This window comes from Methanooceanicella nereidis (assembly GCF_021023085.1).
Taxonomy (GTDB): domain Archaea; phylum Halobacteriota; class Methanocellia; order Methanocellales; family Methanocellaceae; genus Methanooceanicella; species Methanooceanicella nereidis.
Genome location: NZ_PGCK01000004.1, coordinates 200,893 through 226,315 on the forward strand (window position 1 = coordinate 200,893; position 25,423 = coordinate 226,315).

The 25,423-nt window shown below is 48.4% G+C and carries 27 protein-coding genes; 15 read left to right on the top strand and 12 right to left on the bottom strand.

Annotated elements, in window-relative coordinates; translation table 11 throughout:
• The first annotated feature begins 17 nt into the window (after positions 1 to 17).
• Positions 18 to 302: a chorismate mutase gene (locus tag CUJ83_RS06640; RefSeq protein ID WP_369423890.1), complete on the top strand. Its 285-nt coding sequence runs from the start codon at positions 18 to 20 to the stop codon at positions 300 to 302.
• A gap of 345 nt (positions 303 to 647) precedes the next feature.
• Here the strand turns inward: CUJ83_RS06640 and CUJ83_RS06645 are convergent, their stop codons facing one another.
• The 6 genes from CUJ83_RS06645 to CUJ83_RS06670 all read right to left on the bottom strand — a co-directional run bounded on the left by CUJ83_RS06645 (position 648) and on the right by CUJ83_RS06670 (position 5,751).
• Positions 648 to 1,943, bottom strand: a complete 1,296-nt coding sequence (locus CUJ83_RS06645; RefSeq protein ID WP_230741504.1) for a prephenate dehydrogenase/arogenate dehydrogenase family protein — start codon at positions 1,941 to 1,943, stop codon at positions 648 to 650.
• Positions 1,933 to 2,745, bottom strand: coding sequence for a shikimate dehydrogenase (gene aroE / locus CUJ83_RS06650; RefSeq protein ID WP_230741505.1), 813 nt, complete (start codon positions 2,743 to 2,745; stop codon positions 1,933 to 1,935). The genes CUJ83_RS06645 and aroE overlap by 11 nt, the downstream gene beginning before the upstream one ends.
• Positions 2,746 to 2,784: 39 nt before the next feature.
• The gene (locus CUJ83_RS06655; protein ID WP_230741506.1) at positions 2,785 to 3,354 is read right to left on the bottom strand and encodes a nucleoside/nucleotide kinase family protein; all 570 of its coding nucleotides are present in this window, start codon (positions 3,352 to 3,354) and stop codon (positions 2,785 to 2,787) included.
• Between the two features lie 13 nt (positions 3,355 to 3,367).
• The gene (locus CUJ83_RS06660; protein WP_230741507.1) at positions 3,368 to 4,102 is read right to left on the bottom strand and encodes a diacylglycerol/polyprenol kinase family protein; all 735 of its coding nucleotides are present in this window, start codon (positions 4,100 to 4,102) and stop codon (positions 3,368 to 3,370) included.
• Between the two features lie 6 nt (positions 4,103 to 4,108).
• Positions 4,109 to 5,260, bottom strand: coding sequence for a DUF362 domain-containing protein (locus CUJ83_RS06665; protein WP_230741508.1), 1,152 nt, complete (start codon positions 5,258 to 5,260; stop codon positions 4,109 to 4,111).
• A gap of 239 nt (positions 5,261 to 5,499) precedes the next feature.
• Positions 5,500 to 5,751, bottom strand: coding sequence for a DUF7123 family protein (locus tag CUJ83_RS06670; RefSeq protein WP_230741509.1), 252 nt, complete (start codon positions 5,749 to 5,751; stop codon positions 5,500 to 5,502).
• 202 nt (positions 5,752 to 5,953) lie between these two features.
• On the opposite strand from CUJ83_RS06670, the gene CUJ83_RS06675 reads away from it, so the two are divergent.
• The 8 genes from CUJ83_RS06675 (at position 5,954) to CUJ83_RS06710 (ending at position 13,346) form a co-directional block, all read left to right on the top strand.
• Complete coding sequence (locus CUJ83_RS06675; protein WP_230741510.1) at positions 5,954 to 6,916, top strand: protein translocase subunit SecF; 963 nt, start codon at positions 5,954 to 5,956, stop codon at positions 6,914 to 6,916.
• Complete coding sequence (locus tag CUJ83_RS06680; RefSeq protein ID WP_230741511.1) at positions 6,909 to 8,198, top strand: preprotein translocase subunit SecD; 1,290 nt, start codon at positions 6,909 to 6,911, stop codon at positions 8,196 to 8,198. Before CUJ83_RS06675 ends, CUJ83_RS06680 begins: the two co-directional genes overlap by 8 nt.
• Before the next feature lie 284 nt (positions 8,199 to 8,482).
• Positions 8,483 to 8,842 (top strand): PadR family transcriptional regulator, encoded by a 360-nt coding sequence (locus tag CUJ83_RS06685; protein ID WP_230741512.1) that lies wholly within the window; start codon positions 8,483 to 8,485, stop codon positions 8,840 to 8,842.
• Positions 8,829 to 9,521 carry an RDD family protein gene (locus tag CUJ83_RS06690; protein ID WP_230741513.1) on the top strand — a complete coding sequence of 231 codons (693 nt, stop codon included), beginning with the start codon at positions 8,829 to 8,831 and terminating at the stop codon, positions 9,519 to 9,521. The genes CUJ83_RS06685 and CUJ83_RS06690 overlap by 14 nt, the downstream gene beginning before the upstream one ends.
• Positions 9,522 to 9,537: 16 nt before the next feature.
• Positions 9,538 to 10,221 carry an ABC transporter ATP-binding protein gene (locus CUJ83_RS06695; RefSeq protein WP_230741514.1) on the top strand — a complete coding sequence of 228 codons (684 nt, stop codon included), beginning with the start codon at positions 9,538 to 9,540 and terminating at the stop codon, positions 10,219 to 10,221.
• A 44-nt stretch (positions 10,222 to 10,265) separates the two neighbouring features.
• Positions 10,266 to 11,249: a COG1361 family protein gene (locus tag CUJ83_RS06700; RefSeq protein WP_230741515.1), complete on the top strand. Its 984-nt coding sequence runs from the start codon at positions 10,266 to 10,268 to the stop codon at positions 11,247 to 11,249.
• Entirely contained in the window at positions 11,246 to 12,472 is a 1,227-nt protein-coding gene (locus tag CUJ83_RS06705; RefSeq protein ID WP_230741516.1) for an ABC transporter permease, read from the top strand. Before CUJ83_RS06700 ends, CUJ83_RS06705 begins: the two co-directional genes overlap by 4 nt.
• 70 nt (positions 12,473 to 12,542) lie before the next feature.
• On the top strand, positions 12,543 to 13,346 hold the full coding sequence (locus CUJ83_RS06710) for a TrmB family transcriptional regulator (RefSeq protein WP_230741517.1): 804 nt from the start codon (positions 12,543 to 12,545) through the stop codon (positions 13,344 to 13,346).
• A 309-nt stretch (positions 13,347 to 13,655) separates the two neighbouring features.
• On the opposite strand, the gene CUJ83_RS06715 is transcribed toward CUJ83_RS06710, so the two are convergent.
• Entirely contained in the window at positions 13,656 to 14,267 is a 612-nt protein-coding gene (locus tag CUJ83_RS06715; protein WP_230741518.1) for a TetR/AcrR family transcriptional regulator, read from the bottom strand.
• Positions 14,268 to 14,516: 249 nt separating this feature from the next.
• On the opposite strand from CUJ83_RS06715, the gene CUJ83_RS06720 reads away from it, so the two are divergent.
• The 5 genes from CUJ83_RS06720 to CUJ83_RS06740 all read left to right on the top strand — a co-directional run bounded on the left by CUJ83_RS06720 (position 14,517) and on the right by CUJ83_RS06740 (position 19,331).
• Entirely contained in the window at positions 14,517 to 16,040 is a 1,524-nt protein-coding gene (locus CUJ83_RS06720; RefSeq protein ID WP_230741519.1) for a DUF2193 domain-containing protein, read from the top strand.
• A 26-nt stretch (positions 16,041 to 16,066) separates the two neighbouring features.
• The gene (locus tag CUJ83_RS06725; protein WP_230741520.1) at positions 16,067 to 16,813 is read left to right on the top strand and encodes an MIP/aquaporin family protein; all 747 of its coding nucleotides are present in this window, start codon (positions 16,067 to 16,069) and stop codon (positions 16,811 to 16,813) included.
• A 179-nt stretch (positions 16,814 to 16,992) separates the two neighbouring features.
• The gene (locus tag CUJ83_RS06730; protein ID WP_230741521.1) at positions 16,993 to 17,436 is read left to right on the top strand and encodes a YdhR family protein; all 444 of its coding nucleotides are present in this window, start codon (positions 16,993 to 16,995) and stop codon (positions 17,434 to 17,436) included.
• Positions 17,437 to 17,446: 10 nt separating this feature from the next.
• Positions 17,447 to 18,226 carry an ABC transporter ATP-binding protein gene (locus tag CUJ83_RS06735; RefSeq protein ID WP_230741522.1) on the top strand — a complete coding sequence of 260 codons (780 nt, stop codon included), beginning with the start codon at positions 17,447 to 17,449 and terminating at the stop codon, positions 18,224 to 18,226.
• Complete coding sequence (locus CUJ83_RS06740) at positions 18,213 to 19,331, top strand: ABC transporter permease (RefSeq protein WP_230741523.1); 1,119 nt, start codon at positions 18,213 to 18,215, stop codon at positions 19,329 to 19,331. Before CUJ83_RS06735 ends, CUJ83_RS06740 begins: the two co-directional genes overlap by 14 nt.
• A 172-nt stretch (positions 19,332 to 19,503) precedes the next feature.
• On the opposite strand, the gene CUJ83_RS06745 is transcribed toward CUJ83_RS06740, so the two are convergent.
• From CUJ83_RS06745 to mreA, 3 genes are all read right to left on the bottom strand, one after another.
• Positions 19,504 to 20,739 (bottom strand): proteasome-activating nucleotidase, encoded by a 1,236-nt coding sequence (locus tag CUJ83_RS06745; protein ID WP_230741524.1) that lies wholly within the window; start codon positions 20,737 to 20,739, stop codon positions 19,504 to 19,506.
• Positions 20,740 to 20,803: 64 nt separating this feature from the next.
• Complete coding sequence (locus CUJ83_RS06750; protein ID WP_230741525.1) at positions 20,804 to 21,472, bottom strand: hypothetical protein; 669 nt, start codon at positions 21,470 to 21,472, stop codon at positions 20,804 to 20,806.
• Between the two features lie 350 nt (positions 21,473 to 21,822).
• Positions 21,823 to 22,206, bottom strand: a complete 384-nt coding sequence (gene mreA / locus CUJ83_RS06755) for an MreA family transcriptional regulator (protein ID WP_230741526.1) — start codon at positions 22,204 to 22,206, stop codon at positions 21,823 to 21,825.
• 330 nt (positions 22,207 to 22,536) lie between these two features.
• On the opposite strand from mreA, the gene CUJ83_RS06760 reads away from it, so the two are divergent.
• The gene (locus tag CUJ83_RS06760) at positions 22,537 to 23,571 is read left to right on the top strand and encodes a histone deacetylase family protein (RefSeq protein ID WP_230741527.1); all 1,035 of its coding nucleotides are present in this window, start codon (positions 22,537 to 22,539) and stop codon (positions 23,569 to 23,571) included.
• On the opposite strand, the gene cca is transcribed toward CUJ83_RS06760, so the two are convergent.
• On the bottom strand, positions 23,548 to 24,876 hold the full coding sequence (gene cca, locus CUJ83_RS06765; RefSeq protein ID WP_230741528.1) for a CCA tRNA nucleotidyltransferase: 1,329 nt from the start codon (positions 24,874 to 24,876) through the stop codon (positions 23,548 to 23,550). The genes CUJ83_RS06760 and cca overlap by 24 nt on opposite strands.
• The gene (gene thpR, locus CUJ83_RS06770) at positions 24,873 to 25,412 is read right to left on the bottom strand and encodes an RNA 2',3'-cyclic phosphodiesterase (protein WP_230741529.1); all 540 of its coding nucleotides are present in this window, start codon (positions 25,410 to 25,412) and stop codon (positions 24,873 to 24,875) included. The genes cca and thpR overlap by 4 nt, the downstream gene beginning before the upstream one ends.
• Between the last annotated feature and the right edge of the window lie 11 nt (positions 25,413 to 25,423).

A 25,423-nucleotide genomic window follows, 5' to 3' on the forward strand; every position in this document is an offset into this window, starting at 1 on the left:
AAGAATGGGGTATAAAAATGACGCTGGAAAAGAGAAGAGACGATGTGAGAAAGATCGACGAGGAGATCATTGACCTCCTCGCAAAACGCATGGATCTGGCCAGGCTGATCCTGGAAGAAAAGAAGAAGCAGGGCCTTGAGATCAACGACGACAAGCAGAACGAGGTAGTGATTAAAAGGGCAATGGAAAAGGCCAACGAGCTTAATATCGACACAGGGGCGATCAAAGAGATATTCAAGATGATCATAAGAATGAGCATAGAGAGACAGCATGAGATGTCCGGAGAGGGAAACCTGCCTTAGTACCCCGAAGGACATAACTTTACTTTTATTATAGAAGGAAAACAGCAATTGCCTTAAAAACGATAAGTTTTAAGTTATCATTAATTTTTTACCACTAAGCGCACAAAGGCAACTAGGGAACACAAACTGTCAACCACAAAGCGCACAAAGGCGATAAAGGACACGGTTTCCAACCACTAAGCGCACGAAGGCGAACAAGGAACACTAAGGACTTTTTTAGAAGATTATCATATATAAAAAAAATTTTGTGACCTTAGTCGCCTTCGTGCGCTTAGTGGTTAACAAATTAGTGTACCTTCGAGCCCTTCGTGGTAAGTAAAAAAGACGTGAGAGCATTATCCGGTTTTACTTAACCTCATATCCCAGGCCCCATATCGTATCGAGCACGTTCTTGAGAGTCTTTTCGCTGTCATCCGAATAGACCTCTAGAGTAAAACGGTATATATCGGGAGTGTCGGTAGCCTCGCTCTTTTCGTCCCTGACCTCCGCGACGCCGTCTATACGTTTAAGCACCCACTTTAGCATCTTAGCATTAGCACCCCGTGCCAGTTTCACGGTAACGTACCGGCTTATCCTGGGGGCTGTCTTCGCTTTGGCATCTTTTAGTTCTTCTCCGCTCAACAGAGTCACTTCATCGTAGCTCAGGTCCAGCAGCCTTGACGGCGTGTCAAGCACGAATCGATCTCCGGAGGCTTCTTTTATGATGCCGTACACAGGGGCTTTTTCCCCTTCAATGGCGAATGCCTGTTCCGTGCCGACGCTATTTCTGATGAATCGCTCTTCTTCGCGCGATCTCTCAATGATGCGCTGGGTCCTTTTCCTGGCGACTGCGGTATCGCCGTAGTGTTTAGTAGCCGACTCCAGCGTACGGACGAACTCGTCGATGTCCCCTTTCATGATGTCTGATTCCAGCTCGGAGCAGGCTATGATGAACTCGCTCCTCGCCTGCACTACGTCCTTGCCCGACTGGATCAGAGCGTACATTCTCGGGTCCTGTGAAAGAACTCTTCCCGTAAAGTCCTTTGTTATACGATATACAGGAGTGGCGAACCCGTCCAGCGTCTTCATGTTGATGCCGATCCGCTCATACGCCCTTCCGAGAGCTATGTACACGAAATGTGTGAGGCCCTGGACGATAGCCATTTTCTGGTCATGGTCATCGGCCGTAGTCACCTCAATGTTCGCTCCGGCCTTCTCGAACGTATCGTGAATTATCGGGAACCATTTTTTACATCGCTCGGAAGGCACAAGCACTATTGTGTATCCGGTCATGTCGTCTATCTCGGGACCGAATAGCGGATGTGCCCCCAGAACTTCGACCTCGGGGGAAGTATGGCCGGTCATGGACTCCATCGGCTCTTTTTTTAACGATGAGAGATCCATCAGGAGTGAGCCTGGCTTCATAAAAGGCGCTATATCTGCCGAAATGCTATCGATGGTATCTATGGGCACTGAAAGCACGACAATATCAAAATCGCCGGCTTTCATCCCCGAAGAAACGCCTACGCCGAGAGACTTTGCTACATCGGCCACATCACGTCTCGAGCTGATCGAGACGTCAAAATCCATCCTTTTAAAGAGTTTCGCGCACCATCGGCCCATGCCTCCGGCGCCCCCTATGATAAGCACTTTATAGGACATCCCTGACGCTCCTCTCCATCACGTCTACAGGCGGCCTGACGTCGTTCCATATCTCAAAAGACCTCGCGCCCTGGCGCACCAGCATCGTTATACCGTCTATTGTCTTCGCGCCGGCCATCCTTGCCTCCTTTAACAGCCGTGTCTCCAGTGGTTTGTATACAAGATCGAAAACGACCTGCGAGCTATCGAGCATATCTGACGTAACGAGCGTGCCGTCGACGTCAGGATACATTCCTACGGAGGTCGTATTGATGATCACATCTGAAGCGCTGACGTCTGTGGGTATTTCTCCCAGCCCTTTTCCGGTGACGTTGCCGAACATGCTCATATGGGAAGCCAGCGCAAGGCTCTTATCTTCCGTGCGGTTTAAAACGGTCACGCGGGCCCCGCTTATCGCCATAATGTACACGATAGCTCTGGCCGCGCCGCCCGCGCCTAACACCAGAACATCCTTTCCCGAGACATCTATGCCGTTGTCCTGCAGCGAATCAAGAGCCCCCGGGCCGTCCGTATTGAACGCCTTCATGCGCCTGAAATCTATCGTGTTGGCCGCGCCAATGTCCGACGCCATCTTGCCGCCCTCGACTATTTTCAAAACCTCCTCCTTATGAGGTATGGTCACGTTCAGCCCGCCGAAGCCAAGATACCTGGCACCGACGATAGCCTCTCTCAGGTGCTCGCCTTTTACCTGGAACGCATGATAGGCGCAGTCCATCTCTAAATGATCAAATGCAGCGTTATGCATCACAGGCGATAGGCTGTGGGATATGGGGTCGCCGATGACGCCAAAGACCTTTTTCATCGTAATAAAAATTAGTTTTGAACTTGATATATTTAGCCATCAGCCCGTCCTTTTAATTTTAAGGCTGTTGACGATATTCTCGAATACTTTGTCCGGCGCAGGGTTCCCGTCCACAACTTTCCAGTCGTCGACTATCATCATCGCCCTTGACCGTACCTTCTCCATGTGAGGCAAAGTCTCGAACATCTCTAACTCGCCTCCGCGGCTGTGCACCCTCCTTAACGCCTCTTCCGGCGACACGTCAAGGAAGAACATCTCTTCTGAATGCGGAAGTATCGTCTTCACAATCTTGTAGACAGGCCTTATTATCGCCTTCGGCAGGTATGCGCACGCCATCGTATACCTGACAAAGATAACGGTGCGGTCCCCCCTGCAGTAAAGCAGGATAGACCTTATGACATCAAAGCCGTAAAAGAGCGTCGCAAGCATGCGGTCAAATTTGCCGCCCCTGGTCAGGGATTTCTTGGAAAACTTCCCGAAAAAGTTGTCCTGTGACGGGTGTATCCTCAGGACGACTTCGCTTCCGTTATTGGAGAGATGATCTTTGAGGCGGTATGCCTGTGTATCTTTCCCCGAACCGTCAAGACCGTCTATAACTATGAACCTCATGACCTCACCAGAACTAAAGAACGAAATAGAACAATGCTGCGGCGCTGAACGGTATCGCGAGATTGTCCAGGCCTTTGGGCGCTATTGCCTCTACAAAGGTTATTACGACTCCCACCAGGCACGCTTTCCATACGGCATCTGCCGCCGGAATGCCGTAGAATATCATGCCTGCCATGACGGCCAGCGCGGTGCCGGCGAACACGGCCATCGAGCCTTCTATACTTTTCTTGTCTATGATCTTATACTTGTGTTTGCCGTATTTTCTTCCGATGACCGCGCCGAGGCCGTCGCCGTATGCTAAAGGCAGCATGCCCACTGCCACTACGACAGGATCGTTGAAGAAAAGGAATGCGAGTATGGTATAGGACAGGCAATAGTACACGAGGCCGAACTCATTGCCGGCATCCGACGCCGATATCAGCGAGAGCTTGGTTATGATTTTACGGTAGGTCTTTTGAAAGAGCCTCCCGTTACTCGTGTTCAGCGTGAGCTTGCTCAAGAAGTATAGCTGCATGCGCTGCGTTATCAATAGAGAGAATAATACGAAAGACCCTGCGAGAAGCACCCCGGCCCACAAGTGGTCGAAAATCCACAGGACGAAGACAATGTTGCCCATGCTTATGTGAAGTATCTTACGGCCTACCGCCTTGTCGCCCTTCCATAATTTTTCAACTATGAGGAAAACGATGACTATGTAAGCATATATTGCGATGGTGGCCCCGATGTCGTTCAACGATAATCCCAGCATGATACGTCACTTCCTTATGATAGCGAGCGCACCACCCGGGCATATCTCGACACATATGAAACACTTAATGCAATTATCGCCGAATACAGGACGATCACCGTCAAGAGCTATGTTTTTCGCGGGACAGGCGTTCACGCAAAGCCCGCATTTTTTACACTCGCCCGCGACTATGATATCCGACGGGCCGGCATTTTCCATCTCCCTGCGCGCTTCTTTCAGCGAGACGACCTCTTTTCCGTATATGCGCTTTGCGAGCGGATGCGCCACGCTGTTCAAGGACTCGCTGGTCCACATATCGGCCATGTATGGCAGAAGCTTGCCTATAAGTGACTTTTTGATCTTAAGGTTAGACCCTCTGGCGTTACCCACCATCTTGATGTCGCTATCGCCGAGCCCTCTCTCAAAAGCGATACGGACCATCTCTATGTCGTTCGGGTTTATCCTGACCACGCCTGCTGCGATAGAGTCAAGTGCCACGGCATCCCTGCTCACCATCACGACGTTCGGGTTTGACACGGATTCGGCCTCGGTGGGGCCGTAGTATGGCCCTGAAGGCCTGACGGACTGGGCGATATATGTCGCGTCCATTATATTGAGCACGATCTTTGGCTTCAGGAACTCATAAAGGTCCACTAGAGGCTCGTCAAGCCCGAGCACATGCACCCTCGGCCTGACATTTGGCTCGACAAGCCCGAAAAGGTTTTTCATGCTGCCCGATATGTGGGTAAAAAAGTGATGTTTTAGCACGGGGACGTTAATAATGGCATCCGCCTGTATGGCAGGACGCGCAAGGCTGGTCTTTTTCAGGACTTTAGCGTTAGGTAGCTTGATCTCTACGTGGTCGTCGCTCCAGTCCAGTAACTCTCCGCCGGCATCCTCTATGGCCCTTATCCCGGTAGCATCAAAGACCTTTTTCGGGTCCCATCCCAGGATTGGGAGGTCGCCTACTACCGGCTTCGCTCCCTGGTCTGCGACGATCTTGACTATCGCTTTTACGACCTCGACGTTCGTGACAAGGCCGCTCCCGGACGGCTTTGCGCAGCTAAGGTTGGGTTTTATAAGGACAGTGCCCTTTACATCAATGCCGCCCACTAGCTCGACCGCATCCTTTACAGCCTTGGACGTGTCGCTGTCCTTTACCAGAGATACAAGTGTCATTCAAAATACCTGTTTTTAGGCTTCGCTGACTATTCAAGTTAATTTAAAGGCGTAGAGAGTTTATTTAGTCTTCGGTTATGATAAAATCATAAAAGGGCTTAATTGATGATTCATTTTTATATAATAAGCATTAAAAAAGACAAAACAAGCAAAATAAAGCAAAGAGATCCAAAAAAGACCATCCAGAAAATAAAATTATTACAAAATAAAGGTCTTAATAAAGAAAAGACCAAAAACAGTTATGCTGACTGTGCTTCGACACGCCAGGTGGTGCTCTTTGAATAGCTCCACTTCTCGATCTTCAGGTCCTGGCACTCATCGGAAAGGATCTTCATGTTCGTGCCCACTTCTTTCGGGCTCATTCCCAGGTCCCTCGCGATATACTTGGACTTGAAGAACTGTTTGCCTTCCTTGATACCGTTTTTCAGGTATTCGATTATAACTTCCTGGCTGTGGTTATACTTTTCCTGAAGTTGTAGTTTCTTTAACATAGTGTTGTTTCATTCCCCTCTTTAGAACATATTATATTCCACTAAGTATATATAACCTTCGATTCTCAGAGAAATTTTTTGACTTTATGTTTGAATTTTTTTAATTATCGTTACTCGCGTTATATATATTACAGGGATTATTTTAAATGTGCTTGCTGCAAAAACTTTTTAGCCGCAAAAGTATAAATTATTAATGATTTGGATGAAGGTCGACGACTCAAAAAAGGGTAAGACCCCTATAAAAACTCCGGAGGGTAAAAAAGACCCTGGGAAAAACGGAGGATTATTTTCGAAGCTTAAATTCCCAGAGCTTCCGGTCAAACAGGCCATAACCATCCCGCTAGTGGTATTATTATTCGCGATATTGATTGTAGGATATACCCAGCTCACTGAATCCGCGCCAGTACATCTGGGCCTGGATTTCAAAGGCGGCTCTATGGTCACGATACATACGGATAAGACAGACCAGCAATTGCAGGAGGAGTTCTCAAATTATCCGATAAAGCTCATCGCTCAGGGCTCGGGAGGTGAGAAGACGCTCAGGTTCAGCACCATGGACGATCGAAAGCAGGAAGAGCTTGCAGAGTACGTAAACAAGAACTATGAAGGTGCGATGATCGAGTATACGGGAAGCGTCTTCAGCCAGGCCAACCAGAGCCAGGCAGTTATAGCGATACTTGTGGCATTTCTCGGAATGGCAATAACGGTATTCATCATATTCAGGAATTTTGTGCCATCCGTGGCCGTGGTCCTGTCAGCGTTCTCTGACATCATGATCGCTGCTGCGCTGATGAACATTTTCGGCATTGAGCTTACGTTCGGCACATTCGCCGCGCTGTTAATGCTTATAGGTTACTCCGTGGACACGGACATACTTCTTACTACGAAAATACTGGGCGAGAGAAAATATATCGATAAGAAGATAGCATCATGCAGGGCTACCGGTCTGACCATGACATTTTCAGCCATCGCGGCTTTCCTGATGCTGTACATAGTCTCAAAGTACTCTTTCGTGGTAGGGCTGTCGCCGATACCCGTGCTGTCCAGCATTGCCATTGTGATGATGTTCGGGCTGATAGCCGACATCATGAACACATGGTTCCTTAACACGGGTCTTTTAAGATGGTACATGGATACTCCGGAGGCGAAGGCAAAATATGGCTAACAAGAAAGAATCGGGCATGTGGTCCCGTATATTCACAGACTACAGGGTTATAGCCCTTATAATATGCCTCCTGGCGTCGGCGATATTCCTGGCTCCGGGCTTCACGAACGGGCAGTTCACTTCTAATCTCAAGTTCGGCCTTGACTTCGAGGGAGGTTCCTGGATCAAGCTAAAGCTGATCAGCAACGATACTATCTCCGACGAGACCCTTGACCTCACAAAAGAGATAATGGGGAATAAGATCAACGCCTACGGCCTGAAGGACGTTCCTATCAATACAGTAAGGGACGACCAGGGTAACGCGTACATGCTCATCGATTTCGCAGGCCTCTCGTACGACGAGGCAATGTCGATAGTGGGCACACCCGGACGTTTCGAGCTGAGGATACAGTCTCACGGCAACGAGACTGAGCACATCCTGTATGGCGATGACATCGCCGGAGTATCCCCTCCGACCTCGCAGGACGGCGGCCTCGGGCAGTGGGGAGTCTCATTCAGGCTTTCCAAGGAAGGAGCGTTAAAGTTCCAGCAGGCGGCCGTAAAATATGACATCCTGGGAGATCCGGAAGGACATCAGGTGATCATGCTGCTGGACGACCGTGAGTTCCACAGGGCGCCCATATCGTCTGATCTGGCCCAGCACCTGTTGAAGGAGCCAGTGGATATCATGATAGCCTCCACGGGAACGGGTGAGGAAGGATACGCGCAGGGTAAAGAGGTGTACGTGCATATGAGCAGCGGCTCGTTGCCCGTGAACGTCCAGGTCATAAGCTCCGGACAGGTGCCTGCCGAGCAGGGAGAGATGTTCAAGACAGTTGTGATCATCGCCGCCATACTGGCACAGATCGCCATAGGCGCGATAATGTACTACAGGTACCAGGAGCCGAGGATAATACTGCCGATGTTCCTGACCTCGCTGTTCGAGATATTCATATTGCTCGGAGTGGCCTCTTTCATTAACTGGGAGATAGACCTTCCATCGGTAGCGGGTATAATAGCCGTTATCGGTACCGGCGTGGACCAGCTTATCATCATTACCGATGAAGTGATGACCACAGGCAAGAGCCCGACGACGAAAAAGATACTTCAGCGCATGTCTCAGGCGTTCAAGATCATAGTCTCGGCGGCGGCCACTATAGTGATCGCCATGATACCGCTCTGGTACATGGGATTCGGCTCACTGAAAGGCTTCGCCATAACTACGATATTAGGCGTTCTCATAGGCATCCTGATAACCAGGCCTGCGTACGGTCGCATAATAAGCGAGATATTGAACAGGTAGGGTGATCCCTACTTTTTTCAATTTTTATTTTAGAGTATATCTGTTCTGACGTATTAATTGATGATCGCCTTTTGACCAAAATAGTATTATAGAAAATGTTATCTAGTAATAACAAAATGTTAAAAATAAATAACATATTGTTATAAATAAATAATATAGGTTCCCGGGCCATCCATTGTCATTAAGTTTTGACCAATTGCAAAGTTATATATAGTATGTAAAATTAATGTACCTATGATGCATATGTACATATACAGTATATGTGTATAAAATTTCGAGGTATCATGCGGGAAGACATCGATAAGTGGCTAAAAGAGCTAAAGAAAGGGAGCACGAAACTCTCATTGCTGGCTCTCCTGAGAACGGGGGACAGGTACGGCTACGAGCTGATATCAGAGCTTGAGAAGCGTACAAGCGGCGTCATAGTGCTGAAAGAGAGTAACGCATACCCCGCGCTTCATTCAATGGAAAGCGATGGCCTGGTAAACAGTTACTGGAAGGAGACCGAAGAAGGGCTCCCCCCCAGGAAATACTATAAGATAACCCCGAAGGGAGAAGAGCTTCTTCAAGAGATGATAAAGGAGTGGAAAAAGTACGTTCTCGCAATGAACAAGGTATGGGGGCTTGAAGATGGAAATAAGTGATGATACGCGAAGGCTGCTGGAAAAACGTGTTTCCAAGATAGTGAATAATATCGATGTCCATGAAAACGATAAGAAGGAGATACAAAAAGAGCTCTTATCTCACTTTTACGATGCCTCCGCAGGAAGAGCCGAATCCAGAGGTTCGAACAGGATCGAGCGGGAGGATGTTGAAGCCGTTTTCGCCGAGTCCGAAGACCCGGATGAAGTCGCCTCCGAATACATGAAAAGCTACGTCGACGCTTTCAAAAGGGCCGGGTTCGGATCAAGGACTGTAGCATATATAATCGACGTGATCATCTACGGCATATGCCTCGCGGCCCTCATCATACCTATCGTGATGATGTCATGGTTCGTCAGGGGTTATAGCCCTGCGCTGGAGACTTTCTTCAACTATGTACAGGGCATAGGTGCGCTGACGTTCAGTATCGTGTACTTCATGGTCATAGAAGGCAGCTTCGGCACCACGCCTGGCAAGTATTTCATGAACCTGAGGGTACTCAGAGAGGATGGCACGAAGATAGGCTATAAAGAGTCCATCCTCAGGAACATACCAAAGATCATCAATGGCTTGCTCGTGATCGACGCGATCCTCCTGTTAGTCCTGTTCGGGAAAGAAAAACAGAGAGGGTTCGATAAAGTCGCAGGCACGATAGTGATCCATACGAATAAAAAACAATGAATGGAGATCATCAAAGATGGAATCCGTAGTATCGATAAGCAATGTCCGGAAATCATATCTTATGGGCAGGCATGAGCTTGAGGTGTTGAAGGGTGTTGACCTGAACATCGAAAGAGGAGAGTTCGTGAGCATCATGGGACCTTCAGGAAGCGGTAAAAGCACGCTCATGAACCTGATCGGTTTACTGGACAGGCCCAGCTCCGGCGAGATAGCGATCAATAGTAAGGTCATTAACGGTTTGAACGACGTCGAGCTGTCACTGTTGAGGGGTAAGGAGATCGGGTTCATATTCCAGTCCTTTAACCTTGTCTCAAGGATGACGGCGCTCAAGAACGTGGAACTGCCCATGATATTCCAGAACAAGGACAGGAACGAGAGAACGAATGTCGCGACCAAAATATTGAAGGAGGTCGGCCTCGGCGATCGTATGACCCATCGCCCCAGTGAGCTGTCAGGCGGCCAGAGGCAGCGTGTGGCTATCGCCCGCGCCCTGGTGAACGATCCTGCAATATTGCTGGCGGATGAGCCCACCGGCAACCTTGACACCAAGACAGGTGAGGAGATCATGCAGCTTTTCATCGATCTCAACAAGAAAGGCAGGACCGTCGTAATGGTCACGCACGATCCCGACGTAGCCTCGTTCAGTAAAAGGATAGTGAGGCTTAAGGACGGAGAGGTAATAGGAGACGAAAGGAACTGAGATCACATCAATATCATAATAATTAAAATGAGGGAGAAATAATAATGAAGTTCAGTTTAAAGTGTTTAAGCATCTTTGTATTATTAGCAGTTTTATTATCAGTCCCCGCATTCGCGGGTTCGGTCAAGCCTACGCTAGTAGTATTAGGCGATCCGGCGATAAATCCTGGAACTCTTATGGCGGGAGATACCGGAGAAATTACCGTGACGATAACAAATTCATTGAAGATCACGACAGCGGGTGAGACTAAGACCACCACGGATACGTATAATTATGGTCCCGGAACTTCCAATGGTTTAACGACGCCGTCGCATACCCAGACGACGACGACCACAAGCTCGGAGCTACCGGAATCCATACGCCTTGACAAGGTAACGCTATCCTCCGACGGACCGGTTCGCGTAGTCTCGCAGTCTTTCGAGAACGTAGGCTACCTGGGGGCCGGCGACATGGCAAAGTTCACCTTCCTCGTCAGAGCCGACAGCAATGCACAGGACGGCGTATATTACCTCAAGTTCAAGGTCACTACGGGCGATGAGGCAGTGTTCTTGAATTATCCGGTCCGTGTCGAGGTGGATAATTCGGGTGTCAAGATGGTTTTGAGCGAGTCTCCGAAGGCTTTCACCACGGTCAAGAAGAGCGTGGTGTTCGACGTGTTCAACCTCAGGTCTAATGGTATCAAGTCTGTGAGCGTTGTCCCTGTGGGTGACGAGTTCGCGTTCAAGCCTGTCCAGGAGTACATTATCGGGGATATTGGCGCCGGCGAGATGTACACCGTGCAGTTCGACGTGTCAAGCAAGAACTCCTCCTACAACGGAAACCCGCAGTTCAAGGTAGTATACAAGAACGGTAACAACTGGCACGAGTCAGAGCCGATGACAGTATACGCAGACTCAGTAGATACGCAGAGCAGCGCCTCAAACGCGAATGACCAGACACTGTTATACGTGCTCGGGTTCGTGGGCGTCGCTGCCGTATTATTAGGTCTTGTATACTTCTTTATGAGGGGTAAGAGGGCGAAGAAGTGAAAGCGCTGGACATACTGGGCTATGCGTTCGCGGATTTCGCGAGCAACAAGTTCAAGACGATGATGTCCAGCCTGGGCATCATCATAGGTGTCATGGCGATAGTGGTAATGCTTACCTTAGGCGACGGCCTGTACAGCGGAGTAAGCGACCAGTTCGGCGATCTTCAGCTCGACACGATGTTCATCCTGCCTATCGACACGAGCGTCCAGCAGGGAACCATGAGCTTCTCGGTGACTATGGCCGAGAAGCCGAAGCCGCCCGCAAAGTTTACGGATAGGGACGTTAACCTGCTCCGAACAACGGAAGGTGTCAAGGAAGTACAGCCCAAGATATCCGTTAGCGGTAACGTGACCTATGGAGCGGACAGCCGAAGAGTGACCGTACAGGGAATAATACCGCAGTACGAGGACAAGATGGCCGAGAGTGTCGATAAGGGCAGGTTCCTGTCGCCATCGGATAAAAATTCCGTCATCCTTGGAAGCAAAGTGGCTAACGGCACATTCGGCAAGGTCATACGGCCGGGATCATACATCACGATATCTAACTTCTATACAGGCGAGTCGCAGACGTATACTGTAGCCGGAGTATTGAAAGAGATGAACGGCTCCATACTCACTGGCGACCCGAACAGCTATATCTACATGACCACCGAGGGCATCAAAGGGTTCAGCGACCAGGATACCTACACCGAAATATGGGTGCAGGCAGACAGCGTAGAGACTGCCACAGAGGTTGGCGACAGGGTCAGTGAGACGCTGAAGAAGTTCCACAGGAACGAAGGCTATACAGTGCTGACGCAAAAAATGTTCGCCAGTGCAATAAACCAGATCTTTGACCTTATAAAATACACTCTGGCAGGCATCGGCGCCGTATCGCTTCTCGTAGGCGGCATAGGCATCATGAACGTCATGATGCTCACAGTTAAGGAGCGTGTGAAGGAGATAGGCCTTATGAAGGCTGTCGGCGCGACCACGACTGACGTCAGGCTGATATTCCTGACCGAGTCGGCACTCCTCGGGTTCATCAGCGGCCTGATAGGCGTCGGGATAGCGGTCCTTGTGGCCGGCATAGTCGGATCGCTCGCCCAGCTGCCCATGGACGCTTCCGCGCAGAACATCCTCTTAGGCATCGCTTTCGGGCTCTTTACGACCACGATAGCGGGCGTATACCCTGCGAACCAGGCATCTAAACTAGATCCGATAGAGGCGCTCAGGACCGAATAGGTCCGGGCTCCCTCACTTATTTTTAAGAAAAGTATATTTCACATTAATGGTAGTGTATTAATGAACTACCATGAATAACCTATCGACCAGTCTTATAGAGTCTCTTAAAACCCTGGGACTGACCGAATATGAGGCTAAAGTGTACTCTGCCCTCGTATTATTCGACAGGACCGAGGTCAAGCAGGTATACGAGTACCTTGACGCCCCCAAGCCGAGCGTATACCAGAGCCTTAAGACGCTTATGGATAAAGGGCTGGTTCAGGTAGTTAACGTCAAGCCGGCCATATACAGGGCGACCCCGCCGAAGATAGCTCTTAAGCATATGATGGAGATACATAAAAATGCGGAAGAGACGGCCCTGGAAGAGCTGGAAGAGCTCGAGAGGATGAGCGTACAGACGGAAACGCCTGACGTGCTCTGGACACTTTATGGCGACGAAAGCATCGAGCACAGCATAGAAGAGCTCTTCACTAAAGCGAATATGTCGGTGAAAGCGATCCTCCCTGACACTCACCTTCACTATCTGGAACTATTAAGGGATAAGGACATCCCGGCGGACGTTATCGTATTCAGGGAGGATATGACCATCCCGGAAAAGTACGGCCTGAAACATGCGAAAGTCTATAATGCCGTCGACATCGACCTGACAGACCTGGCGCCCTTTGCGAAGTATATTTCAAATCTGCCGATACCCATGGAAAATTACAAGAAATTTTTAATGATACTGATCGATAGCGAAGAGTTCATCTACATTCCGCCTATGCCCGCTACAGTGAGGTCGGGGATAACGTCAAGGAACCCCTTCATCATCGGGCTCATCAGCCTTGTATTCCAGGCATTGCTTGACCGAACTCCCATCATATACCCGAAATAAGATTCTTTGGAATATGCCCGACGCTATTTTTCGAGACCGGATACAGTAGAGAGCATGGTCAATCAAACATTATACAGCTTGCCGATTTTTTAAACGATAGCTTCCTTCCCGGGATGATTTCCGGGGATAAACTTTTACATGATATGATAATATGTCAATGACAGTATGTCAGTGAAAAAGTATGACTGACAACACATCAGTGACACTGTGTCGGTAAAAATTTGTGACTGATAATGTGTCAATGACAGTATGTCGGAAGGATACTATAAAAGGGCCTGATAATAAAAAAAATCGGCTTAAGTATACGTCTTAATTCATAAGGCTAAGGCTGCATTTTCTGGCGTTCAAGGCCTTTTTGATCAGGTTCTCAGCCACCCACATTTTCCTGTAGCGCTCTTCCCAGTCTTTAGAGCGCTTTGCCGAATAGAATGAGTAATATAGCATCACTACCAGCATTTCTGCCGTCTCCATGGGAAAATCTACCTCAAAAAGCCCTTCTTTCATGCCTTGCTCCACCACTTTCGCCAGCAAAGGTATGATAAGGGCATTAAAATTTCTTTCAAATTTTTCATGTCTGGCAATACTGCTTTCAAAAATATATTTTTCAAGTGCATCGCCATTATTGCGTAAATTGAAGGAAAGATGGATGATCTCCTGAAGCTTATCCATCGCGTTGATGTCATTATTATCCGCCACGTTTTTCAGGGCGGACCCGTATCGTTCAAGATACCTGTATATTACGGCTTCAAGTATGTCATCCTTCGATCGGAAATAATAGTAAAAAGTACCCTGAGCCAGCCCGATTTTCTTGATTATGTCACTTGCCGACGTGTTCTCATACCCTTTTTCGAGGAATAGCTCCTCTGCGGCGTTAATATAATCCTCCCTTCTTTCTTCAGGATCCTTAGATATCCTTCCCATGCTTCTCCTTTGTATAGTGACTGACAGATTATCAATTAAACGTATATCATATAATCATATATAATTATTATTATAAAATTAATGTATAATAGTGTACTATAATGGTAGTTTTTTTATTAACTACTCTGGAAAACTATTTTATGTTTTATAAAATATATGCTTAATTATAAAGCCCCTGACCTGCGAGCGGGCATGTAATAATGTCGGATATTCAGTGCGGGATGACGGGGCTTGAGAAGGTGATCGTACATGGCATCTCAGAAGGCAAAAACGCAAAAGGTTAAAAAAACCGTGAATGACCAGGACATCTACAGCAAGATGGCGGACGAGGCGATAAATGCCCAGAACGCGGACCTGAAAGCCATAAATGCCAACAGGGGCGGAAAATTCGAGATATCACAGGCAAAGCCATACATAGACGCTGTCAATAAGATGAAGCCAGCGGGGGTGCAGAGCAAGGAAGTTTTCGACCTCCACGTCCGGTCGGTGAACAGCCACTATGAGATCCTTAAGTCCATGGCTAAGACTATCAGGCCCGAGGACGACCCGATGATAGAGCACTACCAGACACCTGCCATTCTGGAGATCCTCTATGAGGAAGACCCCAAATTCAGGAAGTCAGTAGACGTTTTCATTAATGCGATCGGAAAATCTGAGGCGTTAATAGGAAGGGAATCTGTCAGAAGGTACGGGGGATTTTACGGCCCCACATGCGTCGTTGACTTCGCGTTCGTGCCGGGAAGCACGGCCAACGTAGTCAACAGGATACTCCAGACGGTCGATATTCCCGTAGAGCATAAGAGAGCCATACTTTCGGCAAAATCATGGGGAATGGACACATCCTACGGCATCGGCGGGAAGTTCCAGTCCTCCATAGAGGAGGGCAAGACCGTCGCGAATGCGGTCAAAGATGAGATAAAGACGCTGAAGATGGTCTATGACAGCCCTATGGAAGCTCAGGGGAAACTGATGGACGAGGCAAGGCACTCGTCATTTGACGTCAGGAAGTACATGAAGCAATACATGGAAAGGATGAAGCCGGCGGTGAAAGCTGCCATGGACGCAGGAGTTTTCTATGGCAACATCGTGACAGTTCCGGCTTATTGTGTGGGCGACATCGGACATCACATATCGCAGTCCATGTATAACATGACAAAAGATGACATGGTAATGGAGATCATAAACGCGGTCTCGAAAGTAATGGAGAACACGTTAAAAGGGGCTAAAGGCAAGTTCAAGAACGAGTACTCGGTGCTCTCGGTCGCCACCGGGGCGACGGCGGCAGCCGCGACTAAGATATTGTGGATGGACGGGTTCACCACCATGATGGTCATCGACCTCCTGACCAAGAGATTCCACAACCTGGTGCTGACCAACCCCACAAGAAGCCCGGCGGCGGAGCTGCATAATGTCGACTTCATGGACATGATCGAGAGAGGAGAGCGCATACTTGACCATGAGCCCAGGGGCTCGGGCTGCACTATACAGGGAATACCTGTAGACCTGAGCCCTATCCAAAAGAACGAGGTGGTCATGAACCCGCAGAGGTACACTTACCCGGGCTGCGGGATCACCGTGAGATTCTCTGCGCTGATGAGGCTCTCGGACTTCCCATGCCTGCTGACCAGCGAGCCTGTGACTGCGACACTTATGACGAACATCATAGCGCTGCATAAGGACCAGCCTTTCTCGCCCGCAAGGGTTTGCAAGTTTTGTTCAGCAAATTATATCGACTACAAATGCGCATATTGTAACTGGAAAGAGGCCGTTTGAGGCTTCAAGTTATTTTTGGTGATATTATGGGGGAAATTAGTCTTTTAAAACGCTCACTAGCTGAGCTTATAGGCACATTTACGCTCGTGTTCCTGGGAACGGGAGCCGTCGTCACTGCCGCCCTGTTAATGGATGGCTGGATACCGCTGCTGGAAAATACCTTCAATATAGGCTTTGACATATCGTCCTGGCTTGCAATAGGCCTGACCTTTGGCCTTGCTATCGCTGTGATGGCATATGTTTTCGGCCACATTTCGGGAACTCACATCAACCCGGCCGTAACGATAGCGCTCTGGGCCACGAAAAGATTCCCGACCAATGACGCCATAGCATACATAGTCGCCCAGCTTATAGGTGCTGCACTGGCATCTTTTACCGTGTACTTCATATGGGGCACAAGGTCGCTGGATACCGGGCTTGGCGCTACGGCCATGTTTGACGGGGTCACATACCTGCAGGCTATTGTCGCAGAGACAGTGTGCACGTTCTTCCTGATGCTGGCCGTGATCGGGGTCGCAGTAGACAAAAGGGCTCCGGCAGGATGGGCGGGCCTTATCATAGGCTTGACCGTAGCTATCAGCATAGTGGCAATAGGTAACATATCAGGCGGATCGCTTAACCCTGCCCGTACTTTCGGGCCCTATCTTGCGGATTTCCTGCTTGGCGGACAGGATCTCTGGTGGCAATTCCCGATATATGCGATAGGACCGATATTGGGTGCGTTGATCGCCGCGTTCCTGTATGACTATATTGCAGGATCGAGCGCAAAATAATGGCCTGTAATGATCGAAAGATCAGGTCATTTGATTTTTTAATTTTTTAAATTTTTTTATTTAATAGCTATCACTTACTCTTTAAGCCCTGCTTACAGTAAACTTTATTATCCTTGGGAATTTAGTAGTATTTTATAAAACTACTAATGGTCTTAGAAGTTATCATATAAAGTGATAGTATGAGCTTGAACCCGTTCGTATCGGCCGTAATAGCATTTATATACGCATTAAAGGGAAGGCTGCATTTCCCAAAAGAAAGGATAGGCGATACTGTCGTAATGGATGATGGTGTAAGGTTCACTATATTCAGGCAGGTAATAGTCGACCCTGAAAAAAGCCGATCCCGATCTCCGGGAGCTACCTTTATCGTAAGGTTCCATGTCGCCGGCATGAAGCCTGAACAAAATAAGAAGTTTTCCTGGATACCGATGTTCTTCATTTTAGGGCTTCCCGGTTTCAGGTCGAAGCTATGGACGCTGGACGAGAGCACGGGCGACTTTCAGGGAATATATGAATGGGACACGGTGAAGGATGCGGAGAATTATGCGGGCTCGTTCGCAATGAGATTCATGACGGGGAGGTCGACCCCCGGTTCTGTGAGCTACAGGATCATTCCAAAGTGAGGGGATAGAGATGTTAAGGCAGGAGCTGAAAACAAAAATATCGGATACAAAAAATGATCAAGGGTACATCATAGATTGTTCGGGACTTAGTATGAAATTCGGGAATATAACGGCACTGAACGGCATCGACCTGAAGATCGAGTACGGAGAGAACTACGGCCTTCTGGGCCCTAACGGAGCTGGTAAGACAACGCTGATAAGGATACTGTGCGGGCTGCTAAAGCCCACTTCGGGCTCCGCCGTAGTGCTCGGGCGGAACATGCCGGACCGGGCCAATAACTATCATATCGGGTACATGACGCAGATGGACGCGCTCTATAATGACCTCAGCATCCGAGAAAATATCAGGTTTTTCGCCTCGCTGTACGGACTTAAAGGAAAGAAGAGGGAAGACAGGATCGATGAGGTGCTGGACATAATAAGGCTTAAGGACAGGCAGGACAGCATCGTCGCCACTCTTTCCGGAGGGATGAGGAAGCGGGCGTCAATGGCATGCGTGCTGGTGCACAGGCCAAAGCTGCTATTCCTTGACGAGCCCACAGTGGGCGTCGACCCGAAGCTGAGATGCGAGCTATGGAAGTATTTCCATGAGCTTAACGACGAGGGAGTTACGCTGATAGTCTCCACCCATATCATGGACGAGGCCGAACACTGCAACAGGCTTGCGTTCATAAGCGACGGCAGGAAGCTCATCGAAGGCACTCCCGCGGAATTGAAAGAATACACCAGATGCGATAACCTTGAAAAATCATTCCTGTATTTCTCGGAGGGAGAGCATGGACGCGCTTAGGATAATCTCTCTGGCAGTAAGGATCGTCACTCAGTGCGTCAGGGACAGAAGGACGATGGCGCTGATAATAATTGTGCCGTCGCTGGTGATGGCTCTCCTGGGATACTTCTTTGCCACTGATGTCACAGGCGATATCGTGCTGGGCATCGTGGACGAGGACCAGGGCATGGGAGGCATCAAGCTGTCTACCATGATAGCGGACGAGCTGAGAACTTATAGTAACATCACTGTCGTAAGTGTCGATGCAGCCGACGCGGACCGCCTCATAAAGGACAAAGAGATCGACGGTGCCGTGTTTTTCAGTAAGGATTTCACATCTGACACGATGGTCTCTAAAAAGCTGGACATGGATATACTGACGGAGGGAGTCGATCAGGCTAGGTCGATGGCGATCTCCATGTCAGTTCACAACGCGACGATAAGCACCATAGCCAAAGTGACGCAGAAGGGCGAGGAAGGGCTTCAGGTGAACGTCAACTCTGCCGTGAAGTATGCGGACGGATACAGCATGCTGGACCTGTTCGCCCCGTATCTTTTAGGGCTGATCGCGTTCTTCTTCGTGTTCATGTTCACGGGAGTGACATTCCTTCGCGAAAGGTCTTTCGGGACGTTTGAAAGGCTGCTGGTATCGCCGATAACCCGGTCGGAGATCATTCTCGGATATATGCTGGGCTTTAGCGTATTCGCCTTCATACAGTCGATAATAATACTCCTGTTCGCCATATTCGTGCTGAACGTGAAGATAGCAGGGGACGTATACTCTGTCATCGCTCTGCAGCTATTACTTACCATAGTCGGTGTGAACCTGGGCATACTATGCTCGTCCTTCGCAAAGAACGAGCTGCAGGCTGTACAGTTCATTCCCCTGTTCATCATACCGCAGGTTTTCCTTGACGGCATGTTCTGGCCGATATCGACTCTGCCGGAATACTTGCAGGTGTTCTCTTACATCATGCCGCTGACATACGCGAACGATGCGCTGCAGAACATTATGGTAAGAGGCTACAGTCTTGGAGACGTATGGCTGGACATAGCCGTACTGATAGTGATGGCCCTGGTAGTGGTCGTGCTGTCGACGCTGAGCCTGAATAAACAGTTACAATAGAGGCCTGATGAATAGGCCTCCGGGTTTTTATTTTCCAGATTTTTATAATGATGTTTTTACGTTGTTTCCTTCGGATGGCAGGTAGACACTAATTTCATAAAAACACAGAAACACAAAAAAAATCAGATAAATTAAAAATAGATAATTGAGGGAAAACCCCCCTCAATCTTATTTACGCGTATACCGTCGACGGTGCAGGAGGCTCTGTCGAAGTCTCTTTGTGCATGACCTTGTCTATGGCCTTGTTGAAGTCTTCCATGCTGACCGACTTGCTGCGGCGCCTTATGGCGAACATTCCGGCCTCTGTGACTATTGCCTTTATGTCCGCACCGCTGGTGCCTTCGGTCTGCTTGACGACCTCTTCAAGGTTCACGTCTTCATCCATTGTCATCTTCCTGGTGTGTATCTTGAAGATCGAATCCCTGCCTTTCTCATCAGGCAGCGAGACCTCAATGATACGGTCGAACCTGCCAGGCCTCAGTATGGCCGGGTCAAGCATGTCTATCCTGTTGGTCGCGGCCATGATACGGACGTTGCCGCGGTCGGTGAAGCCGTCAAGCTCGGCGAGAAGCTGCATCATGGTCCTGTTGACCTCTGCGCTTCCGGTGGTGCCGTCGTGCGTCCTTCTTCCGCCGACTGCGTCAAGCTCGTCTATGAATATTATACTGGGTGCCTTGTCGCGGGCCATCTGGAACAGGTCACGGACCAGCTGTGCGCCTTCTCCGATGAACTTATGAACAAGCTCTGAGCCTGACATCCTGATGAACGTCGCGTTAGCGCGGCGTGCGACAGCCTTCGCGAGCAGCGTCTTGCCGGTTCCCGGAGGGCCGTACAGCATTACGCCCTTTGGAGGCTCTATGCCGACGCTCTCGAACAGTTCGGGCTCGGTAAGAGGCAGCTCGACTGTCTCGATGATCTCCTGTATCTCTTCGTCAAGGCCGCCTATGTCCGCATAATCCACGTTCGGGGCCTCTATGACTTCCATGACCCTGGCGCGGACATCGGCAGGCTTCTCAAGTATCTTTACTATCGCAAGAGAGTTGTTCACCGCTACGCGGGTGCCGAGAGCCAGCTTTTGCAGGATCTCCTCGGACGGTTTCGTCAATACTTCCTGGTTATTGCCATGCTGCCTCAGGATCACGGTACCGCCGTCCGATATCTCGATAACGCTCGCAATGAATAAAGGAGTCCTGCGCAGGTGAGCGTTCTCCTGCTGAAGTCTCTGGATCTCCTTCAGATTATTGTTATTGATAATGGTCGATTCCAGCAGCCTTGATTTCAGCTCCTCATACTGAAGCTTTACTAATTCAAGCTCCTCCTGGACCGACTGTTTTTCCTTCTCGACCGACTGAAGCTTCTCAGTCATTGGCTCGGGGAAAGAGTCAGGTGAAGAATCTGTTTTCGACATACAATTCACAGATAATGTGGCATCGTATAAAATCTTTTTTGGTTAAATTATTTAATTACCGGATTTATAGCGGAATATCTGTACAGCAAATAGTTTTTTTGATCTGTGACTGTGCGATACGTATACAATTGTAAACATTGGTTATCCCGTGCTTAAGCACGTCACCCTGTCCGGCCTTCCAGTAAGCCGCCATGCAAGACCTTACGTCACCGCTCAGCTCTGCGTCAGGCTTTCTTATCAGCCCGTAAAAGCTCTCGACATAATCGAGCTCCGGAGAGGGCAGGTTCATCTTGCTCTTAACGTACGAGCATGTGTCGTGCTCCCTGAATTTCAATAGCGCTCGCTTCAACCCCGGGTAAACTTCCGGGTGGTTATCGCGCACCCTTAAGAGCATATACGGGATGTCAAACCCGTCGTCAAGTGACTTGCCGCACCCGTAATGTGTGACGAGAGTGCCGCCCTCGAACATGTCCAGGTATGTATAAAAGTTCTTGATGACCTGGCCTTCCTCGAATATTGACGGGTCGCTGGCGACGAATAATTTCGTGTAGACCTTACTGATCGAGCTTAATCCGGTAGTATGAGCAGCGGCAATTAAACATATCGGGTCCTCAGGCTCGCCGGGATATTCCTCTTCTGAAAAAGATAATACGTCCAGAGCGACAAGCACTCCCCCGAGATAGCTTTCGGATATTTTCAACGGGTCTATCTCGAACTGAAAGCTCTCGCTCATAGGTAGACGTTTAGGGCTTGCATAGATATAAATCTCTGTGTTAAGAGCTAAATGAAAGTAATCTGTGCTATTTGTCTTTTAATTTAATACAAAATATTTACATGATGCGTTTTCATCCCAAAGGCTCAAAGATTAACTCAAAGACTAAAAGTTACTTTTAAAAAATCTTTGAGATCTTTGAGAAGCCCTTTGAGCCTTTGGGATGAAAATGCATTATATCCGCGTACAGCGTATAACATCAGAATAATTCAACCATCAGAAACAAAAGACATACTGCGATAATTAAGGAAAAAAGTCGAAAAGATAAATTAAAAACTGGCGTAAAAAGGTGAGAAAGTTAAAGTGGAAATTTACTTTAACTTGTCAGTTAATGACCTGAGCTTCTGGATGTTCTCGAGGTGGAGCTGCGCCTCTACCCTCTTGCGCTCTTCGAGCGTGGAAATGATATCAGTTATGCTGGTCGAAAGCTTGTAGCACTTTAACGGCCTGCCCTTACCCTCTTTCTTGATCTCCCTCTCGTCGATCCATCCCTGGTCGCGTAGCTCTCTCATGACGATGCTGACTTCAGGCTGCCTGAGGTCTGCGCCGAGCTCTATGTCGCGGCTGATGGTCTCATCGACGTTTGCAAGGTAAACGAGGGTTTTTGCGACATTCCTCTTTAAACCTACATTGACTAAAGTTTCAACGAATTCCTTATCTTTCTCATCAAGTACTGGTACTGTAAGTTTTTTCATCCATATCCACCTCGATTCGTAAATTATTTCTGTATCAGAATAATTTTTTTATATATGTTTTGACGATTGATAAATAAACAATCGTTATTATATATACTTTACCCTTATAAGCACGATTATAAAATTATACTTGAATATAATTTCTAAGTGCTGAACTTAATACCCAACCGATTATATATAAGCTTTACTGTTTTTAGATATATATTAATCGTTTTCAAAAGTGAAACCACAGAAGGGAGAACGATATAATTTATTGTTTTGATAACTAAGATTGATATAATAATGCGCAAATTTCATATTATTTTATTGTTTATTTAAAAATGAAATGGCATGAAAAACGCATGTTTTTTCTTCAGTGAGGATTTTTTGAAACACGGCTACAGTGACCACATTGAGAGTAAAGAGAGACTTGAGAGTGTGATGGGCGATTTACATTATAATATTTTAAATGATATTATTGATTTTATTAATCCTCATTCAGCATCTGAAGAAGAGATCATGCTGGTGCACGACCCTGATTATGTTAAATATATTATTGATTTTAAAGAAGGGATGCTGGACATCGATACCATAATGAGCCCCGGTTCGCTTAATGCAGCCCTTAAAGCTGCAGGCGCTGCGATTGACGGCGTGAGAGAGGCGAAAAGGGGAAGAAAATTAAGCTATGGTCTTGTCAGGCCGCCAGGCCACCATGCCATGCCTGACAGGGCGATGGGCTTTTGCATATTTAATAATGTGGCCATAGGGACGGCATACGCATTATCCTCCGGCTATAAAAGAGTGCTTATCGTTGACTGGGACGTCCATCACGGGAACGGCACAGAGAATATGTTTTACGACAATCCTGACGTGCTGTATTTTTCAGTCCACCAGTACCCGTTCTACCCGGGGACCGGCCATTATTCGGATGTGGGTGCTGGCGACGGAGAAGGATTTAACGTGAACGTCCCGTTCTCTCCAGGTTCGACCGATGCTGATTATGCTTCCGCGTTTGACAGGCTGCTGATCCCCGTATCGAAAGAGTTCAAGCCTGACCTGATCATGGTATCTGCCGGCTACGACACCCATTATGATGATCCGCTTGGCAGCATGAAAATGACAGAAGCCGGATTCCATATGATGGCATCAAAGGTGAAAGAGATAAGTGACATGTTTAACGCCGGTATAGTAGCCATGCTTGAAGGCGGATATTCGCTTAAGCACTTACCCTCCTCGGTGGAGGCATCAATTTTAGGCTTCCTCGGAAAAGGAGGGGGACTGAAGATAGATAATAAGGTCACGAAGGCTGCTATGGATAATATAGATAAGGCCATCGACGTACAAAAAAATTACTGGAAAAGCTTAAGGCCTTATCAGCTCGCGTAAAAATTTTCCCAGGTCATCTCCGAGGCACAGTATTTCCTCATTGGTCACGACGTCGAACTTCTCCCTGATAGACCCGGCCACGTTCTTGCCAAGGCCGCAGGTCAGCAGTTTTGCCCTGATCAGGTCTATGGCTCCTGTATACCTTCTCGGTATGTCCACTACGTACCTGTAACCCAGGATGTATGCGTCAGGATATTTTTCCAGGAATTTCAGAGAGTGTTCCTTTTCATCCACCGGCGGGCCAATATGCCGCTCTATGTCGGGAAGCTCCCATACGAGCATCTCGAGGATTATGGCGCATTTATCCATATCCGACCATGCGCCGCTCCTGTAAACCTTAAACTCGTGACGCTCGAGCAGCCCGACCACAGATTCCTCAACCCTTCTGAGCTGAGGGTACAGCGTATCTTCTACTATGTCGGGAGAGTCAAAAGTGACCGCAACAAGAAGAGTGCCCCTCTTCTTTAATAATTCCTTAAGTTCTTCATCATCTATCGGTTCTATTCCCGGAGGGAAGAACATATCCATAGAAGGGGATTTGAGGAACCTTCTGCAAGCGTCTATGAACTCGAAGAACTTTTGCTCAGAGAGCGCCGCCGCCACGTTCCTCTTCGGGTCAACAGGATCGATCACTATCAGAGGCTCCGGATGCTCTACAAAGTGGTCCATATGGTCATTTACGTCGATGACATATCCTCTTCTTAAGTTCGCGCCGCTCTTTATCACGTTCATGAACGAGCCATAATATATGACGAGAAGCTCACACAGATACCCCGAAAACCCCTGGGTCTTCAGTTCAGAGCCATATACTCCCGCTCCCCTTGTGAATTGTTTTAAGAGGCGTGCGTCGTCACATAGCTCACCGATATGCGACTGTACGTAACGGTTATGGAAAGGGCTCCTGTCTACGGCTGACTGGATACGTGAAGAGTCGCTGACCCTGTAACACGGGACCAGGTCAATATCTACTCCTTCGAATACCGTCTTGATGTACGGATGCTCGGCATACTTTTCCACACAATGGTCCGAGACCGTCCTCGCAAGCTTCAGCCCGTACTCTTCGAGCTTTTCCCTGGGCGTCTCCGGCGGGAACATCAGGAATATGTCGATGTCCTTAGTGCCTTTCAGCCATGTGTTCCTTGCTGTGGAGCCGACATGTACTGCATATACGTCAAGCCCCATATTTTTCGCGTTGGTATCCAGTATTTTTATTATATCCCTTGCTACCGCCCTGAGTGTCTCCGCATCCTCTTCGTCGGGCTTGATGCCGGAAAGCGCCTCCCCGAGTATCTCTTCAGTGCTCAAAGGCGTATCTCCTTTACCACATCATACCGGGGTCCTTTTGGGCTGAGAGTGCTTTTCATAAGATATATGCTGTCAACCATCATGTCTCCCGCGTAAAAGTCCTTATGCTTTTCGAAAAATTTCGGGAGCCTTTGTTTTATTTCCAGCGAAGGCATCTTTACCCTTGCTATGGTGACATGGGGCTCAAAGCGCCCCTCGCGCTCAAACCCTATTTCGGCCATAGCATCCTCCACCTGGCGGTTAAGCTCCACAAAATCGCCTTCAGCGCCTATCCAGATGACGCGCGGGTTCTTTGTTCCGGGAAAGCTTCCGAGCGAGCTGAACTTTGCCTGAAAAGGAGCGACGCTTACCTTTTTCAAAGCTTTCTCGATATCGTCGACTCTGTACTCTTCCACGTTCCCCAGGAATTTCAACGTGATGTGCACAAGCTCCGGTTCTACCGGCTTAATTCCCTTGATGCTGAGCTCTTCTTTTAGCTCTCCGATCTTTTCCCTGATCTTATCGTCAAGGTTGACCGCAATAAAAGTCCGGATCATAGTTAATATCC

Bases quoted from the DNA above. Each gene is read 5' to 3' on its own strand.
- CUJ83_RS06640 (WP_369423890.1), top strand. From the start codon at position 18: ATGACGCTGGAAAAGAGAAGAGACGATGTGAGAAAGATCGACGAGGAG.
- CUJ83_RS06645 (WP_230741504.1), bottom strand. From the start codon at position 1,943: ATGTCCTATAAAGTGCTTATCATAGGGGGCGCCGGAGGCATGGGCCGA.
- aroE (WP_230741505.1), bottom strand. From the start codon at position 2,745: ATGAAAAAGGTCTTTGGCGTCATCGGCGACCCCATATCCCACAGCCTA.
- CUJ83_RS06655 (WP_230741506.1), bottom strand. From the start codon at position 3,354: ATGAGGTTCATAGTTATAGACGGTCTTGACGGTTCGGGGAAAGATACA.
- CUJ83_RS06660 (WP_230741507.1), bottom strand. From the start codon at position 4,102: ATGCTGGGATTATCGTTGAACGACATCGGGGCCACCATCGCAATATAT.
- CUJ83_RS06665 (WP_230741508.1), bottom strand. From the start codon at position 5,260: ATGACACTTGTATCTCTGGTAAAGGACAGCGACACGTCCAAGGCTGTA.
- CUJ83_RS06670 (WP_230741509.1), bottom strand. From the start codon at position 5,751: ATGTTAAAGAAACTACAACTTCAGGAAAAGTATAACCACAGCCAGGAA.
- CUJ83_RS06675 (WP_230741510.1), top strand. From the start codon at position 5,954: ATGAAGGTCGACGACTCAAAAAAGGGTAAGACCCCTATAAAAACTCCG.
- CUJ83_RS06680 (WP_230741511.1), top strand. From the start codon at position 6,909: ATGGCTAACAAGAAAGAATCGGGCATGTGGTCCCGTATATTCACAGAC.
- CUJ83_RS06685 (WP_230741512.1), top strand. From the start codon at position 8,483: ATGCGGGAAGACATCGATAAGTGGCTAAAAGAGCTAAAGAAAGGGAGC.
- CUJ83_RS06690 (WP_230741513.1), top strand. From the start codon at position 8,829: ATGGAAATAAGTGATGATACGCGAAGGCTGCTGGAAAAACGTGTTTCC.
- CUJ83_RS06695 (WP_230741514.1), top strand. From the start codon at position 9,538: ATGGAATCCGTAGTATCGATAAGCAATGTCCGGAAATCATATCTTATG.
- CUJ83_RS06700 (WP_230741515.1), top strand. From the start codon at position 10,266: ATGAAGTTCAGTTTAAAGTGTTTAAGCATCTTTGTATTATTAGCAGTT.
- CUJ83_RS06710 (WP_230741517.1), top strand. From the start codon at position 12,543: ATGAATAACCTATCGACCAGTCTTATAGAGTCTCTTAAAACCCTGGGA.
- CUJ83_RS06715 (WP_230741518.1), bottom strand. From the start codon at position 14,267: ATGGGAAGGATATCTAAGGATCCTGAAGAAAGAAGGGAGGATTATATT.
- CUJ83_RS06720 (WP_230741519.1), top strand. From the start codon at position 14,517: ATGGCATCTCAGAAGGCAAAAACGCAAAAGGTTAAAAAAACCGTGAAT.
- CUJ83_RS06725 (WP_230741520.1), top strand. From the start codon at position 16,067: ATGGGGGAAATTAGTCTTTTAAAACGCTCACTAGCTGAGCTTATAGGC.
- CUJ83_RS06730 (WP_230741521.1), top strand. From the start codon at position 16,993: ATGAGCTTGAACCCGTTCGTATCGGCCGTAATAGCATTTATATACGCA.
- CUJ83_RS06735 (WP_230741522.1), top strand. From the start codon at position 17,447: ATGTTAAGGCAGGAGCTGAAAACAAAAATATCGGATACAAAAAATGAT.
- CUJ83_RS06740 (WP_230741523.1), top strand. From the start codon at position 18,213: ATGGACGCGCTTAGGATAATCTCTCTGGCAGTAAGGATCGTCACTCAG.
- CUJ83_RS06745 (WP_230741524.1), bottom strand. From the start codon at position 20,739: ATGTCGAAAACAGATTCTTCACCTGACTCTTTCCCCGAGCCAATGACT.
- CUJ83_RS06750 (WP_230741525.1), bottom strand. From the start codon at position 21,472: ATGAGCGAGAGCTTTCAGTTCGAGATAGACCCGTTGAAAATATCCGAA.
- mreA (WP_230741526.1), bottom strand. From the start codon at position 22,206: ATGAAAAAACTTACAGTACCAGTACTTGATGAGAAAGATAAGGAATTC.
- CUJ83_RS06760 (WP_230741527.1), top strand. From the start codon at position 22,537: ATGAAAAACGCATGTTTTTTCTTCAGTGAGGATTTTTTGAAACACGGC.
- thpR (WP_230741529.1), bottom strand. From the start codon at position 25,412: ATGATCCGGACTTTTATTGCGGTCAACCTTGACGATAAGATCAGGGAA.